This window comes from Blastopirellula sediminis (genome assembly GCF_020966755.1).
Lineage (GTDB): Bacteria > Planctomycetota > Planctomycetia > Pirellulales > Pirellulaceae > Blastopirellula > Blastopirellula sediminis.
The window spans coordinates 623788-640291 of the sequence record NZ_JAJKFT010000004.1; the positions used below are offsets into that span (position 1 = coordinate 623788).

The 16504-nt window shown below is 59.1% G+C and carries 9 protein-coding genes; 6 read left to right on the forward strand and 3 right to left on the reverse strand.

Annotated elements, in window-relative coordinates; all coding sequences use genetic code 11:
• Nucleotides 1-5: 5 nt before the first annotated feature.
• Together LOC68_RS06310 and LOC68_RS06315 are read left to right on the forward strand one after the other, a co-directional pair.
• Nucleotides 6-311, forward strand: a complete 306-nt coding sequence (locus LOC68_RS06310; RefSeq protein ID WP_230216877.1) for a YciI family protein — start codon at nucleotides 6-8, stop codon at nucleotides 309-311.
• A gap of 70 nt (nucleotides 312-381) precedes the next feature.
• Nucleotides 382-1065: a DUF2314 domain-containing protein gene (locus tag LOC68_RS06315; protein WP_230216879.1), complete on the forward strand. Its 684-nt coding sequence runs from the start codon at nucleotides 382-384 to the stop codon at nucleotides 1063-1065.
• Between the two features lie 165 nt (nucleotides 1066-1230).
• Here the strand turns inward: LOC68_RS06315 and LOC68_RS06320 are convergent, their stop codons facing one another.
• Together LOC68_RS06320 and LOC68_RS06325 are read right to left on the reverse strand one after the other, a co-directional pair.
• Nucleotides 1231-1446: an alpha-2-macroglobulin family protein gene (locus LOC68_RS06320; protein ID WP_230216881.1), complete on the reverse strand. Its 216-nt coding sequence runs from the start codon at nucleotides 1444-1446 to the stop codon at nucleotides 1231-1233.
• Nucleotides 1447-1613: 167 nt separating this feature from the next.
• Nucleotides 1614-7742, reverse strand: a complete 6129-nt coding sequence (locus tag LOC68_RS06325) for an alpha-2-macroglobulin family protein (RefSeq protein WP_230216883.1) — start codon at nucleotides 7740-7742, stop codon at nucleotides 1614-1616.
• Nucleotides 7743-8214: 472 nt separating this feature from the next.
• Between LOC68_RS06325 and LOC68_RS06330 the strand changes: the two genes are divergently transcribed.
• The 4 genes from LOC68_RS06330 (at nucleotide 8215) to aroA (ending at nucleotide 16102) form a co-directional block, all read left to right on the forward strand.
• A complete protein-coding gene (locus LOC68_RS06330; protein ID WP_230216885.1) occupies nucleotides 8215-10773 on the forward strand; it encodes a hypothetical protein in 2559 nt (852 codons plus the stop codon).
• 202 nt (nucleotides 10774-10975) lie between these two features.
• Nucleotides 10976-12949, forward strand: a complete 1974-nt coding sequence (locus LOC68_RS06335; RefSeq protein ID WP_230216887.1) for a multiheme c-type cytochrome — start codon at nucleotides 10976-10978, stop codon at nucleotides 12947-12949.
• Between the two features lie 8 nt (nucleotides 12950-12957).
• Nucleotides 12958-14715 (forward strand): hypothetical protein, encoded by a 1758-nt coding sequence (locus LOC68_RS06340; protein WP_230216889.1) that lies wholly within the window; start codon nucleotides 12958-12960, stop codon nucleotides 14713-14715.
• A gap of 103 nt (nucleotides 14716-14818) precedes the next feature.
• Nucleotides 14819-16102 (forward strand): 3-phosphoshikimate 1-carboxyvinyltransferase, encoded by a 1284-nt coding sequence (aroA, locus tag LOC68_RS06345; RefSeq protein ID WP_230216891.1) that lies wholly within the window; start codon nucleotides 14819-14821, stop codon nucleotides 16100-16102.
• Between the two features lie 31 nt (nucleotides 16103-16133).
• Here the strand turns inward: aroA and LOC68_RS06350 are convergent, their stop codons facing one another.
• Complete coding sequence (locus LOC68_RS06350; protein ID WP_230216893.1) at nucleotides 16134-16490, reverse strand: ATP-dependent Clp protease adaptor ClpS; 357 nt, start codon at nucleotides 16488-16490, stop codon at nucleotides 16134-16136.
• Nucleotides 16491-16504 lie beyond the last annotated feature (14 nt).

A 16504-nucleotide genomic window follows, 5' to 3' on the forward strand; every position in this document is an offset into this window, starting at 1 on the left:
GCGCCATGAATGTGCCCGCTGGTGAGTTGGAAGCGGTAGGGGAAGACGCTCGTGCCGTGATCCGCGAGGCGAAAGAAGCTGGCGTCTACGTTTTCGGCGGCGGGATTGACGAATCGGCGCCGCCGGTGCTCGTTGCGGCCGATGGCTCTGTCGCCGAGGGAGGCTACCCGTGGGCGCCTCCGCTGAATGGTGGATTCACGGTACTGGAGCTGCCTTCACGTGAGGAGGCGATCGCATGGGCCGCACGTATCGCGAAAGCGTGTCGCTGCGATCAGGAGCTGCGGGTGTTTGGGTTTGATCCGGAGTCGTGAGGCGGGAGCGTTGCTGCACATTTTGGCCAGCGTATTGACGCCACTCTTCTGTTATTCGTAGAGGATGAACGTGGAATCTGATAGTGACGATCTTGTGCCTGTCTTTATGCCTGCGTTGGTCGTGTTGCTTGTCCATGCCGAAGACAAGAAAGGAACGCCTCTCACGAAGGAGGAGGTAAACGCGATTCGCGACAAGGGCGCCTGTATTATGATGGATGCGGCTCGGGCTCGAAAAATGGATGATAGTCGCGGATACCGCGACATTGATCCGAAAAACTGCTGGCACGATTGGCAAATGGCTCGCCGCGAGATGGGTCGGGAACCGGAGATTGATCCAGGCCCACGTTTCAACCACGTTCGATCAAGCGATCCGGCTTACCAACAAACGATTGCGGACGCACATCAGTTCCTCTCGCGATTTCGCGACATGCTCCCTGCCGACGGCACGCCGCGGCCAGATGCACTCGTAAAGACTCGGATTGCCGATGGAGACAACGTCGCATTCATGTGGCTCAGCAACGCCGCGCTCGACGGCGATACCTTCACTGCCGAACTATTCGAAGTTCCCGATTCTCTTCCGAACTATCGCGTTGGCGACCGTCTAACAGTGACCCTCAAAGAGTTGATGGACTGGATGGTCAACGAGAACGGTCGTCTCACCGGCGGTTTCTCGTTGCGATACAGTCGCGATCGCATGACAGAGGACGAAAAACAGGACTTTGATCAGCACATCGGCGTAACGGAATACTTATAACCGCGCAATTCTGCTCGACGCCCGGCTTTCAAAACTGTTGACATGCGAATCCAGGACGCAACAAAAAATCGCGGCCGAGAGCAATCTCTCGGCCGCGATGCGAATTTCATAGGGTAGCGTGAAGCCATTGGTTCACGCTGCTCATTTGGATCAAGCGATCTCGACCTACTCCTGATCAATAATCGAAATCTTCATCTCATCCGAGTTCCCAACCAGTTCCGGGGCGTACATCGCTTGGGCGATGGCCGGCAGGGCGCTGAACTTGCCGGGGATTTCGGCCCGCAGCTTGTAGGTCAGGCTATGCTTGCCGCGGGGGAGTTGGCGGACGAAGAAGGTGACGGCGGGGTGGCACTGCTTACCGGTCTTTTCTTCGGGTGCCACTGTCGTCAGCGACAGTGCTCTTTGCATTTCCGCCGCGTTGCGAGGAATGCATGGTCAGGGCGTCAAAAAATCGCGGCCGAGAGCAATCTCTCGGCCGCGATGCGAAGTTCATAGGGTAGCGTGAAGCCATTGGTTCACGCTGCTTATTTGGATCAAGCGATCTCGACCTACTCCTGATCAATAATCGAAATCTTCATCTCATCCGAGTTCCCAACCAGTTCCGGGGCGTACATCGCTTGGGCGATGGCCGGCAGGGCGCTGAACTTGCCGGGGATTTCGGCCCGCAGCTTGTAGGTCAGGCTATGCTTGCCGCGGGGGAGTTGGCGGACGAAGAAGGTGACGCGATCGTCGCGCAGTTCTTTGTAGGCGCCGAGGCTGTTGCCGTCGTAGCCGCTGCGGAGATCGACCGCTTCGAAGCCGGCCGCTTTCTGGTCCTCGAACATGACGTACTCGTAGTCGTTCTTCGACTCCAGCACGAGTTCGATTTCGACCAGGTCGCCGCTGACCAGTTGGGCGCCAACTTCCAGCGGTTCGCGACGGTACTTCTCGACCCGTTGGTTGACCGCCTGACCGCGATCGCCGGCGACTTTGATTTCTTTCTCTTCCGGCACAAGCTTGTAGAAGCGTCGTTCGACCTTCACTTCGAGCCCTGCCTTGGTGATGAAATCTTCCAGCGTGAAGTTGGTCAGGTAGGCGTTGAAGTAAACGGCGCCTTCCCCTTGGCGACGGATCTCGATCTTGTGATCGCCGCCGGTGACGTTCTTGCCGATCAGTTCAAACGTGTTGTCGACCGTGAACAAGTTCTCCTTGGTGAACTCGGTCGCTCCCTTCTTTTCGCCGTCGATCCAAATCTCGACCGTCATGTCGGGCTTCATTTCGCCGGTCGCACGCAAGTAGTCGGACATCGCCTCGATGCAGAGGCTGGTGTCGCGCGTCGACGCCCAGTAGGTCGCATGCTTCCGGTTGTTCAGCAGGTACTTCACCAATCGCGGCGACGTCTTGCTCTGCGGATCAACCTTCGTCAGCAACTTCAGGTAGTAGGCGTTCGCTTCGATCGGATCGCCGTACCAGTTCCACCAGTAGTTGTCTTCCGGCATCTTCAGGTAGGCGGTTTCGTTTTCCAGATCGGTGACCAGGTACTGCTCGATGTTGCGCTGCAGCATCGCCAGCTTGTCGGCGTCCTGCATCTTGTGCAGGCCGAGGGCGTACATCGCCTTGGCGTAGACCGACAAGTGGGTTCGATCGCGATAGAGGAAATCACGCATCGCGCGGTTTTCTCGACCGGCGTCGACCAGGATCATGTAAACGAACGCGTCGACGTTATCGGCGGTCGTTTTCCACGGATGTTTCTGGCCGTCGGCGTTTTGCAGCTTCTGCACTTCGGCCGCCTGGTAGGACGAGAGCCAATCCAAGCCGCCGTTGATCACGCCGGGAACGATCGCGACGTCGTTTTCTTGCGCGACTTGCAGCCCGTGCACGACCACGGCGGTGGTGTGAGCGTAGCTTCGTTCGTAGTAGCCGGAGAACCAACCCCAGCCGCCGTCGGCGTTTTGCATGTCGGTCAGACGTTGCACGCCGTCGGCAACCATCTTGCGGACGGTCTCGATTTCAAAGACCGGGTTCCGCTCGAAGCGTTTCCACTGCTTGGCTCGCTCGGCCGGATCACCAAGTTCTTGGGCGTTCAGGTTGTTTCGCTTCTCCTGAATCGCTTTCAGATCGAGTTGCATGTCGAGCAGCACTTTCTGCGTGATCACGGTCGGCAGGAAGCGGTTGAGCGTTTGCTCGGTGCAGCCGTACGGATAGTCGACCATGTAGGGCAACGCGTCGACCATCGCGCCGGCCAAGGTCGGCGTGTAGCGGACGACCAGGCGGCTGTCGTCGATGCGACGCTGCTGCGGCACGGTGACCGTCAGCGAAGCGGTATCGACTTCCGGCTGAACGGTGCCGGCCCACGATTCGGTCTTCAGCAGGCCGTGGACCTTGACCGGGAAGCTCATCTCCATGGCGTCCGACTCTTCGTCGGTGAGCGCCTTCATCCGAATGACGGCGGTTCCTTCCGAGAGTACTTTCACGCGCCAATCGACTCGCAGTTCGCCGCCGGCTTCGATCTTGACCGCCTGTTCGGACGGATCGAGATGTTCGAGCAAGCCGCCGGGCGTTTCGAGCGAAACCTGAACCGCTTTCGCCGTCTTCAGGTAGTTATGGACGTTCGCCGAGAGGACGACTTCGTCGGTCTGGACGAAGAAGCGGGGAGCCTGGAGGCGGATCAGCAGGTTCTTGGTGGTAATGACTTCCGCTTCGCCGGAACCGACGCGCGTGCCGTCTCCCATCGCCCAGGTTTTGACCTTCCAGGTGGTCAAGTTCTCCGGCATCTTCAGCGAGACTTCGGCTTCCCCTTGCTTGTTGGTCGTCAATGCGCCAACCCAGAGGGCGGTATCAGCGAAGTTGGTGCGGACGGTCGGCTCGACGGTCTGCGCCGCTTGCTGTTGGGCTTCGCCGCCGCCAGGCGCCGCCGCCGCGAAACCGGAAACTGCGTCCATCGCCATCGTGGCCGACTCCGATTTCGCCATCGCGCCGCGTGCCATCATCATGCCAGGGGCGGCGGACATGGGGGCAGCCATCCCTTCCATCATCGCGTTTTGCGCCACGCCGCCACGATCGGACATCTCTTTCTCTTTGGCCAGTTCGTCGGCGACTCCTTGGCCGAAGACTCCCAGGAAGCTCATTCCCGGCTTGCCAGGCGGATTGAGGTTGTACGACGCCTTCGAGAGGCTGTCTCCTGTCGAGGGATGGTGATGGCGACGCCATTTCCAGAAGAACTCGCGAATATCGCCGACGTTCGATCCGCCGGAGATGTACTCAACCGCTTTGTCGTAGATCGAGACCACAGTCGAACCGAAGAAAGGCTCGCCGGTCGCGTCGGTCAGTTTGATTTTGACCGTCGCTTCTTCGCCCGGCTTGTACTCCTTCGAGGAAGGATCGACCGCGACGTTGATGATCCGCTTTTCAGGCGGAACGACGATTTCCTTCGTTTCTTGATAGACGGCGCCGTCATAGACGGTGACCGCTTCGACAAAGAAGTTGGGCATGTCCTTCTTCACGACGGCGACGTCGACCACGGTGCTCTTGCCGGCCAGTTCCAGACGTTGCGGCGGCAGGTAGACGCCGTTGGTCGGTCGGAGGAAGAGAAGAACGGTCGTGCCGGGACGATCGGTGTTGATCTGCAGCTTGACGGTATCGCCTGGGGCGTATTCCTTCTTGTCAGGAATCAACTCGAGGTGATTGAAGCGATAGTCCGACCCGGTGAACCCTGCGCCGATGATCGTGAAGATGAAGGCGCCTTCGATCTCGTGACCTTTGGAGTCGGTCACTTTCGCCGACAAGCGATATTGCCCCGCGGCGGTCGCTTCCATTTGCAAATGGGTGAGACCTTCCGGACCAACCTCCTGCTTCCAGGTTTGAACTTTGGTCTCGACCGGTTGGCGATCTTTGTCGTAAGTGATCTTGTAGAGGACCAGTTCGGCGGGACCAGAGACCGGTTTGCCGTCGAGCGTTTGGGCCTTGATGTTGGCTTGGATCGTATCGCCGACTTGATAGTAGCCGCGATCGAGCCAGGTGAAGACCTTGAACGGCTCGCGAGCGACCAGCACGTCGCCGCTGCCGACGATCGTGCGACGCGATTCATCGCGAACTTCGGCGGTGATCGAGTACTTGTGGTCCTTATCGGCGTGAATCGCTTTGGCGAGTTCGGTATCGATCTCGACTTTCACGGTACCGTCGGCGCCGATTTCGACTTCCTGTTCCGAGACCAATTCCGGCGGATTCTGCGGGAACGGGAACCAGAACGGATAGGGACGCGTGCAACCGACCCAGCTGCGATAGCCGGGATACCAGTTGTAGTCGTAAGCGAACCACCAATACCCTTTGCCGTAGAACCAATCCCACGGCGCGATCGGATACCAATCTTGGCGATAGTCCGAACGCATGATCTTGTACTTCACGGTGGCGTTGGTGACCGGAGCGCCGAAGAAGTACTTGGCGGTGATCGTCGCTTCGATCTTTTCGCCCAGCATGACCGGTTCGGTCGGGGCGTCGACTTTCACTTCGTATTCCGGCTTCTTGTACTCTTCGACCCGGAACGAGCCGCCGCCGTGATCGGTGTAGATCGAGTAAGAGCCGAGCTTGGCGTCGGCCGGAATCGGCCACTCGCCGACCATGCCGCCGAACTCGTCGGTCGTCAGATGCTTTTCGTAGACCTTTTCCCCTTGCGGATCGTTGATCTGGACGCGGAACTGACGATTGGCGAACGGATTGGGCCCTTCTTTGTCGTACTGCGCGTGGCCGATCCAGAACTTGAAGTTGGCGGTCTGGTCGGGGCGATAGACAGGGCGATCGGTGATCAGGAACGCTTTGGTCTCGTTGTACTCGGGGTCATGGCGTTGGCCGAACCAGATTCCGTCAAAGCCCATGTAGGCGAGACCATGTCCCTGCGGCCGGGCCATGATGATCCACTGCATCCGATCGTCGATCTTCGACTTGTCGATTTTGATCTGGCCGTCAGCGTCGGTCTTCTCGGCGAAGTTCTTGGTAGTCACCTTGAACTTGTTGGTGCCGCGGATGTTGTCTTGGCGGAAGCCGAAGAACTCGACGTTGACGCCGGACAGCGCTTTGCCGGTAACGGCGTCGGCGACGTAGTAAAGCTTCGCCTGATCGAGCTGCTTCGAGACGATGGCCGAGTCGGCGATCCAGACGACGATGTCGACTTCGTTCCCCCCTTCCATCTTCGCTTTGACCAGGTATGCGCCGGCGTTTTGCAGCGGCGCGGCGATCGTCACTCGTTTGTCGAAGTGGTTTTCCCGCGGCGCGAGATCGACGCTCCACTGAGCGACCGGTTTGCCGACGTACTTGCCTCCACCTTGATGGATGATGCGCGAGCCGAGGTCCTGGATGTTGACCTGTTGGTAGTCGACGCGATCAGGGTTCGACTTCAGGTAGTTCTTGACGTCGGTTAATAACTTTTCAACGTCAATCGGCGAAGCGGTCAGGCTCACCTTCTTGCCGTTGCGGAAGAGGTACTGCAACTGAGCCCCTTGTCCGGCGGCGGCGATTTCGCCTCCTTGGAACTGTCCCCAATTGCCGACGATCTGGTTCAAACGATCCTTGCGGAAGTTGTTGGCGCCGGGGCCGAACTTGGCGATCGCATCGCGCCACAGCTGCGCAGCGCGGGGATATTGGCGGCGGTTTTCAAAAATGCCGGCCAACTGCATGTAGGTCGACTCGACGTAGCCGTCGTTCTTCAGCTCCAAGATCTGCTTGTAGAGCGCAATGTGATTGAACTCGTCGGGAATCTCGAAACGTCGGACGCCGTTGGCCAGGCGAGCGATCGTTTCGTTTTCTTTCAGCGTGTGGAGCGCGTAGGTGCCGGTTTCGGGTTTGTCGTCTTGTTGACCGCCGCGGGGAAAGAAGCCGAACTGCTGCATCGTCTGCACGCCGAACTGCTGCATCGCGAAGTCGGCCCGTTGACGCAGCGCGGCGCCTTTCATGGCGGGCTGATTCTCGACCATCATCGCCAACGCCCAGCGCCAGCGCTCGCCATCGTTCGCCGCTTCCTTCCACGACTTCGGTTCGCTGTAGTAGATCGGCTTGCCGTTTTCGTCGACCGGAGCGCCTTGGGTCGAACCGCCGTGGCCGTAGCCTTCTTCGTAGTCGGGAAGCTTATCGGTTTCAGTTAGATATTGCAGACGCCAAGCCTGGCCATATCCGCGTCCGTTGAGGACGAACTGAGCGAGCTCTTGGTAGAAGCTGGCGACGGCGCCTTTTTGATTCTCCTTGGCGACCAGCGGCAACGCTTGTTCGTACAACTGCATCGCGCGGACGCGATCGCGTTCGACGCTGTTGGTCCATTGGCCCCGATTGCGGCGGCCGCCACGGACAAACTTGTTGTCGATCATCTGGCCGTAATGCTGGATGCCTTGATACTGCGAAGCGACGCCAGCCAAGACTTGCCACTTTTCCGGATGGGCGGCGACCACTTCTTCGAGAAAATCGGCCTGCTCATCGACGCGGGCCAATTGCTGCAGCGAGCTAATCATTTGGTAGAGATGCGATCGAATCTCGTTCGCATCGGTATCGGCCTTCAAGAACAGGGGCCGACCTTGCTCGTAGGCCTCTTTGTAGTTCCCGTCCCGATAGAGCTTGTCGAGCTGTGCGAAGTCGATCGGTTGATTCTGCACGACCAGGGATCCTAATTGTCCGGCCAACAGCGCGCCTAAAACTCCGATGACGGCCAGAATCATTCCAAATTCGACAAAGCGAAACCTTACGGCAAATCTCTTGTTCATATTCCTAACCTAATGCCTAATCACTTGCGGCTATGCCCGGTTGCTCCGCATCCTGTCAATCAACAACCATGACGCCGCAGGGGCCCAAATAGTTTTCTGGAAACTTTGGAAGCGAATTTGCGGCTTCGTCAGGGAGGGGGAAAACGATAAAGTAGATTATGGCAGTTTTATAGAAAAAATTGTGCGAAACCAACGAAGATACTTTGGTGAAAAAGAAATAGTCGTCTTGTCGCTTCTTTGCGGTTTTGCGAGGAAATGACGACGCCAACTATGATAAAGTTTCAATTATCGGACCACCCCAGAGGACTGGGGCCCGGTTGTTAGAAAACCAAACACGCTGCATCGTCGTCTAACGGAGAAGAGGCACTCCCCGTCGTGACGCCGACTCGCTGATAATATCCCGCCCCTGTATAGATGATTTGCCGTCATGACCGATCCGAACAACCCGTATTTCCGCTGGCTGGGACTTTCCGTTTACGGACGTCCCGATTACTACGCGCTACTCGGTTTGCGGACTTTCGAGACTGATCCGCAGACGATCGCCGCCTACGGCGAGCAGACGTTTCTGCGCGTGCAGACGCAACACGGGGGCGCTGAAGAAGCGTCTCGCCAACAGATCCTGCAAGAAATCAGCGCCGCTCGCGCCTGTTTGCAGAATCCTGCGCTCAAAGCGGTTTATGACCAACAACTGCAGCAGTATTACGCCCAATACGGCGGAGCCCAGTATGCCGCTCCCCAATATGGCGGAAATCCTGGCTATCCGGCTGCTCCGCAAGGAAACCCGATGGCGCCTGCGGGAAATTACCCAGGTCCCCAGGGAGGCGGATATGGAGCTGGTCCGGCGATGCCGACTCCGCCGGCTCCGGAGCCGAGCGCCGCGGAACCTCCGGTCCAAGTGGGCGGTGGAAGCGCATCCGCCGCCAAGCGGGCCAAATCGCGAGCCAAAGGTGGTTCTCGACTCTTCTGGGCTTCGGCGTTGTCGGTGTTGGCCTTGGGAGGCGCAGCAGCCGGCGGATACGTCTACTGGCAATCGATCCAACCCGAGGAAGAAGTCGCCGAAGCGGAACCGGAGCTTCCGACGCCAACGACCGAAGAGCTGGACGAGACCGATGAGTCGGATGGGAAGAAAAAGAAAGACCGGAAATATCTCTCCGGCAAACGCCCGACCGCGGAAGAGTTGGCTGGTTCGATTCCCAGCTTGGGAGATCCGAACGAGCGGATGAACGAAATGGGAGAGATGCCGAAGCCGCAACCTCCCGCTAAACCGCAACCGACCGCCGCCGAGAAAACGCAACTTGAAGGGGCGATTCAAACCGCATGGCAACATCTAGCGGCCGGCGACTTCTCCGCCGCCCAAACGACGCTGGCCGGCGTTTCGTCCCTCAACAAGACCGATGACGGCGAAGCCGAGTTCAAGCGTATCGACCAACTCGCCAAGAACCTGGTCGCCTTCCATAGCGCCGTCGACGCGTCGCTGGCCAAGTTGCAAGGAGGCGAGCAGTTGCAAGTTGGTACGACCGAATTCTCGGTCGTCTCCAAGACCCCGTCCCACTTGGTGCTCCGCGTTGCCGGACAATCGAAGTCGTATGAACTGGCCACTTTGCCGGAAGGGCTCCGCCGAGCGCTAGCGCTCTACAGCCTGCCTGGCGACGAGGCGCAGAAGAAGTTGGTGGAAGGTTCGTTCCTGCTCTTCTCCAGCATCGCCGATCCGAATCATGCGATGGACGTCTGGAAAGAAGCGGCCTCACAAGGCGCCGACATTTCGAGCTACGTCGCGCTAGTGGACGAGAAGAAGCGTTACGCTCCGGCGCCGCGCACGATGCCTCCGACCGTCGCAATGGTCGAAGAGCCGGCGACGACTCCGACGATGACGACACCAACCGCCATGACGCCGGAACCGATGACGCCGGCGACAACGCCTCCTGCGATGGCGCCGGTCGTCGGCGACGACAAAGCGAACGCGGTCAAGCTGGGGCAGATGTTGACTGCCGCCAAGCAAGCGCTCGTCGAACGTCGTCCACAAGACGCGCAGCGGATCCTGACCGATGCGGCGCCGTTGGCGACGCTGCCGGAACATCAGGAGAAAACGGCGCGCTTGCAGAAGTTGGCTGACAACATCCAGCAGTTCTGGACCGCCGTCAGCGAGGAAATCGCTGGGCTAACCGCCGACACCGACATCACCGTCGGTTCCACCGTCGCGCGAGTTGTCGAAAACCGAGCCGACTATCTTGTCCTGCGTCTGAATGGCGAGAACAAACGGTACACCCTGAGCGACATGCCGGCCGGTCTGGCGATGCATTTCGCCACGGAACATATGACCGCCGACGAAGGGGAAGCGAAGACGATTCGTGGTTCGTTCCTGTTCGTTTCTCCCGATGGCGGGGCCGATCGGGCCGACGCGATGTGGACCGAAGCGAAACTGGCCGGCGCCGACCTGGGAGACCTTCCCCAGATCATCAGCGACAACTATGACCTAGCCGACGACCTGTTGGTGCAAGTCCCGGTTCCGGCCGACGACACGCTGATGGAAGCGACTACCACATTCCAAGGGAAGTGGGCCGCGTCGTTCTCTAGCGCGAAACGTGCAAGCGATCACATCCTGCTGGCGAAGAAGTTGCTGGACGAAGGGAAGTCGATCGAAGGGGATCCTGAATTGCAGTTCGTCACGTTCCGCTACGCCTTGGCCGAAGCCGCCAAAGGGGGTGAATTGCCTTTGTGCAACGAGATCGTCATTGCCTGGGCGAAGCGGTTTACGATCGATCCGCTGGAGTGGGATCTGAAGTCGTTCCAGCTAGCAGCTGCTAGTGAAAGCTCGCAGCAGCAAGAGCGCGTCGCGCAATATGCGCTGACGCTAGCACCTCGCTTGGCGAAGGCGGGACGTCATGACGAAGCGGTTGCCGTCGCCAAGACGGCGGAAACTGCGGCAAAAAAGGCTCGCAACAAGGAATTGATCGACCAGATCGAGCAATTGCAGAGCTCTTTGTAGACCGCTCCAGATGATCGCGATTGTGCAGCCTTGGCCGCCTGATCCGATTAGTCGAATCGAATGCACTGCATGCGTCGCAAGACGCCCCTCTATTCGGGAGAATTCGGAGCGGGAATCCGCCGAAATATCCTTATGAACGTGTGCGCTCTTAGGATTGGGGGCGCCGCTTCATGGATGGTACTTCAAGGGACGGATTCTCGAGATGTTGCAACGGGTTGCACAAAGCCGCCGCGTTTTCGCGTTGGTCACGGCGTTGATTGGAGCGCTAGCCGTGCTATCGCTGATCGTTCCGGATCAGCCGGAAGCGGTCGCGGTGCCGCATACGATAACGCCGGGAAACTATCCGTATGATCCCGATTGGCCCGACGTTTATCTGATTCTGCAGAACAAATGCGCCGCGTGCCATCGTCCGAACTCGGACCGGATTGATCTCTCCAGCTACGCGGCGATGATCGACGCCGAAAAGTTCTCACACAAGCTGATCGTCCCCGGCAAACCGAAAGAATCGTTGCTGTGGGAATACGTCACTTGGAACGTTCACCAACATCCCGATTCGCTCTCGCCCCGCAAGCCGGAAATGCCTCCGGAGAAATCGGAATGGCTGACGGCGGGTCAACTCGAAACGATCAATCGTTGGATTACGAACGGCGCACTCGAATTCACGCTGCCGGTTCACTGCAAGCCGCCGGTCACCGAGATGGACTTCCCCAGCGCTCAGCAGTGCAAGGAATGCCATCCAAAGCAGTACGACGAATGGTCGCGTTCGATGCATGCCTATGGCCAACAGAGCCCGATCTTTGAGGCCTTCACGCTCACCCTGTTGGAACGAACCGGCGGAACGATCGGCACCTTCTGCACACGTTGCCATACGCCGATTGGCATCGCGCTGGGGGAAACGGGGAGCACGCGCAACGTACACCGTTCGCGGCTTTCGCTCGAAGGGGTGACCTGCGTTACTTGCCATCGCCGCAACACGGTTCACTACAAATCTTCCGGCCGCGTGCCGGTAACCCCAGGCGGGCTGCTCGAGACCTGCATGTTCGGTCCGTTTGACGATTCGCCGACCGGTCCCGCGACCGGTACGCACCCGTCGGCCGCTTTTCCGTACATGAAGTCGTCGCAGTTCTGCGGCGAGTGCCATGACGTTACCAGCGCAGACGGCGTTCGCTTGGAGGAGGCGTTCAGCGAATGGCAGAACAGCCCGGCCGCCAAGATGGGACAGACTTGCCAGTCATGTCACATGGGACCAGTTCAAGGAAAATCAATCGCCGACTGCAATCGCCCGCTCGGCTACGCCGCGGTGGTTCCAGGAAGCAAGCAAGACAAATTGCCGCTGCGTCACCTGACCGACCATACGTTCGCCGGACCTGACTACTCGCTGCTGCCGGACACCGAGTTTCCGGAGAAGCTCGACTGGATGTACGAGACCGACTATCGCGACTGGGATAACCTGACGCGGTATCAAAAGGAAACGTTGACCGCGCTGCGCAAGAAGAACCGTCGCTCACTGGAGATCGCCGACGCCAAACGGTATGAAGTGCTCAAGAACGCGGCGGTGATCCATGTCGACTCGCCGCCGATGGCGAAAGCCGGGCACAAAACCGCGGTCCGGGTCGACGTCGAGAGCATCATGGCCGGCCACAGTCTGCCGACCGGCTTTACGGCCGAACGCCAGGTCTGGGTTGCGATCACAGTCCGCGATCAACAGGGCCGCGTCGTCTTCGCTTCAGGCGACTTGGACAACAACGCCGACCTGCGCGACGATCATAGCTTCCAGGTCCTTTCCGGCGAAATCCCCTACGACCGCGACCTGCTCAACTTCCAGAATAAGTTTGTGGCGTTGTCGAACAAAGGAACCGACCGCACGGTGGTCTTGTCGGTCAATCGCAATATCCTGCCGATCAACGTCCTGCGTCCCAACAACAGCCTCTCGGCTTCGTTTGGTCGTCCCGGTACGTTCCGCATCGCGAAGGGGAGCTTGCCGCCGCTGTCGACGCGCGGCCAAACCTACAAGTTCGTCCCTGAATGCCCCGGCGTCTACACCGTCGACGTTCGTTTGAATTTCCGTCACCTTCCTCCCACGCTTTTGGATCACATCGGCACGCCGCACTTGAAGCACTTGCTTGAGATCGTCGTGATCGATTCGTGGAATGGCGTGATCGAGGTGACTCCGTGAGCAACCGCGTGATTCGTACATGGTTAGCCGCCGCGCTCGCCGCTGCCGGAATGTCGCAGCTAGCTTGCGAGGCCGTTGCGCAAATGCCGGGGCCGCTGCCGAACTGGGCCGTCAAGGCGGCGACGCCGATCAATCCGGTGCGTGGGCGCGAACTGATCGAACTCAATCCGTCGCGCCAGACGCAGCACTTTGAATTCGACGCAGAGATTGGATCGGGGCTCGCCAACGGGCCAATTCAACTGCTTCCGCCGACGAACCAGGAGACTCCGGCTGCCGATCAGGATCGAACCAACGTCGCATTCATGGTTCCCAGTCGCAAGCAGGCGACTGAGCGACTGCTGCCGCCCACGGATGAGTATTTCACGACGATTCAGCCGTTGCCCGAATCGATCGAAACGCCGGCTCCGATTGATGATCCCGACCTGCCGCCGCTCGAAGAAGAGCTTTGGAATCACGGCGGATCGTACCTGTATTGTCCCGAAGGGGATCGCCTGGGCTGGCCGACCGAAGAGGATCACGACCATTATGAGCTGCTGCGATTGCCGGAGAACTTCGTCGCGCCGCTGCCGCTAACCTATTTCGCTCAGTTCCTGGGGAACGATCCGATCAAGGTCTGGGACCTGACCTGGTTCCGCGGCTACAACAACTGGGAGCCGCGGTTCGTCGGTTACGGCAGTTACGAACTGATCGGCCTGGCTTACAAACAAGGAACGACGCGACAAGATGCGATCGGGCATCAACTGATCGCCGATTTCGATTTGCAACTGACGGGGACCGAGCGGTTTCATCTTCAGTTCCGTCCGATCGGCAAGGGGAACACCGGCGGTTCGTACTATCAATTCAATGATCCTGCGGGCTACGTCGACAACTCGACCGGCGAGCCGACTCGCTATTGGTTTGAAGGGGAGTTGGCCAGCATCTTTGGCGGCTACTTCAGTCCGTTTGCGGTGCGCGACATCTTTGTGACGGCGGGGCGTTTTCCATTCGCGCTGCAGAATGGGTTGTTGATGAACGACGAAATGCTGGGCGTCGTCGTTAACAAGAACACGATCTACGTCGGCAACATCAGCAACATCAACGTCCAGGGAATCTACGCGGCGACCGATGTCCGTAACACCGCGGATCCTGACTCCGGTTTGTTCGGCGTTAACGTTACTGCCGACTATGATCGTGAGTTGCATGAGTTCAGCGCCTTGGCGCTCAACACGCCAGACGCGCCTGGCCGCAATCAACAATTCGTAGCCTACAGCCGGACGAAGTTTTACGGCCCGGTCACGCTGACCGGCCGGGCGATGTTCAAGTTCGGGGACGAAGCGGGGATCGGCGAAGGGCAGTTGTTCGTGTTGGAGAGCAACCTGACGCGTTATTTTGAACATGAGTTCCTCGGCATCGACCACTGCGTCTATTACTGCAATGCGTTCTATGCTCGCGACGGATGGAACCCGGCCGGTAGCGGCAACTACAACCGGTTGCGCACCGCGTTTGAAGTCGATCCGCTGGTGCAGATCGCTTCGGGACGTACGGTCGGCCCGAATAGCGGCGTCGCGCTCGGCGTGCAGTACTTCCGTCATCATGAAGACGAATCGATCATTCCCGAAATCGCCTTCGAGGCGCCGACCGGCGATCCGGTCTGGGGTTTTGGTCTCCGATATTTGCGCAAGACGAGCCAACGGACCTATTTCGAGGCGCTTGGCGTAATCAACTTCTCGGAGACTGAGATTTATCGCCGCGACGGCATTTCGATCTCAGAAACCATTCTGTTCTAGTCGCGAACCGAGGGGGAACGGGGCGTAGTCCCCCCCAGTCGAACTCAGCGATTTGAGCTAAAATGGGGCGAAAATCCCCTTACGCTTTCTTTGAGAATTGACCGTGACCAGTCGAATTGAGATTACCCCCGCGCCGCCGATTCTGGGATCGATCCTTCCCCCCGGATCGAAGAGTCTGACGAATCGGGCGCTGGTGATCGCAGCCCTTGCCGAGGGGACCTCGGTTTTGACCGGCGCCTTGGAGAGCGAAGACACGCATGTGATGATCGAGAGCCTTTGCCGGCTCGGGATCGACGTCCAACATGATCCCCACGCCAAGGTGATTCGGGTCACGGGATGCGGCGGCGCGATTCCGGTGAGCGAAGCCGATCTGTTCGTCGCCAACAGCGGAACGACGATTCGGTTTCTGACGGCGATGGTCGCGACCGGCGACGGCAAGTATCGACTCGACGGCATTCCGCGGATGCGCGAACGCCCGATCAAGGACTTGCTTGATACGCTCGGCGAGCTCGGCGTCACTTGCATTAGCGAAACCGGCAACGGTTGTCCGCCGGTGGTGGTCGAGACGAGCGGCCTGGTTGGGGGCGTCGCCAAGATCGCCGGAGACATCAGCAGCCAATACCTGAGCGGCTTGATGATGGCGGCGCCTTACGCGAAGAACGGCGTGACGTTGGAAGTGGTGGGGGAATTGGTCTCGAAGCCGTACGTCCACATGACCGCCGCCGTGATGAGCGACTTTGGCGTGACGGTCGACGCCGGCGATTTGACGAAGCTGGTCATTCCGCCAGGCAAGTACGTCGGACGACGCTACGCGATCGAGCCCGACGCATCGGCCGCAAGTTACTTTTGGGGAGCGGCCGCGATCACCGGCGGCAGCGTTACGGTCGAAGGGCTCTCGCGCGATGCGCTCCAGGGAGACGTCGCTTTCTGCGAATGTCTCGAGCAGATGGGCTGCCAGGTCGAATATGGGACCGACTCGATCAAGGTGGTCGGCAGCCGGATGCACGGCATCTGCGTCGACATGAATGCGATCAGCGACACGGTGCAAACGCTCGCCGCCGTCGCCCTTTTTGCAGATGGGCCGACGACCGTGACCGGCGTCGCCCACAATCGCCACAAGGAAACCGATCGGATCGGCGACCTTGCTCATGAGCTGCGAAAGCTGGGCGCCATCGTCGAAGAGTTGGAAGATGGCCTGACGATCATCCCCGGCAAGCTGCAAGGCGCCGAGATCGAAACGTACAACGATCACCGGATGGCGATGAGCCTGGCTTTGGTCGGGCTGCGTCAACCGGGAGTCGTTATCATGAATCCCGGCTGCACCAACAAGACGTACCCGCATTACTTTGCGGACCTGGCGCGGCTGGCCGGCGTCAACTTCCAGTAACGCCGCGCCCGGTTTCTTCAGAAGAGCCGCCCTATTGGGGCAGCGGTTCGAGCGTCACTCGCAGCGGGAGGGCGCCCTGGCTCTTCATCTGCGGATCGGCGCCGCACGAGCGGATCTGGTCCGCCTTCAGTTCGGCGACTTCGAGGGCGCCGCTCCAGATGGGGCCGCGGCCTTGATTGTGAACATTGATCGTTAGCTGGATGCACTTTTCCAGCTCATAGCCGAAGATCTTGCGGAGCGTCTCGATGACGAAGTCAAACGTGTTGATGTCGTCGTTATGCAAGATCACGGCGTACGGCGGCTGACGCTTCGTCTGGTCGCGCGTGTCGGTCTTGGTGTCGGATTGCGTCGCGGGGGCGTCTACCACCGCCGAATCTTGTTTCGCCATGTTTTCGTTTCTCC

Excerpts from the sequence above, each read along its gene's own strand:
- LOC68_RS06330 (WP_230216885.1), top strand. The coding sequence starts at position 8,215 with ATGACCGATCCGAACAACCCGTATTTCCGCTGGCTGGGACTTTCCGTT.
- LOC68_RS06310 (WP_230216877.1), top strand. The coding sequence starts at position 6 with ATGAATGTGCCCGCTGGTGAGTTGGAAGCGGTAGGGGAAGACGCTCGT.
- LOC68_RS06335 (WP_230216887.1), top strand. The coding sequence starts at position 10,976 with ATGTTGCAACGGGTTGCACAAAGCCGCCGCGTTTTCGCGTTGGTCACG.
- LOC68_RS06325 (WP_230216883.1), bottom strand. The coding sequence starts at position 7,742 with ATGATTCTGGCCGTCATCGGAGTTTTAGGCGCGCTGTTGGCCGGACAA.
- LOC68_RS06350 (WP_230216893.1), bottom strand. The coding sequence starts at position 16,490 with ATGGCGAAACAAGATTCGGCGGTGGTAGACGCCCCCGCGACGCAATCC.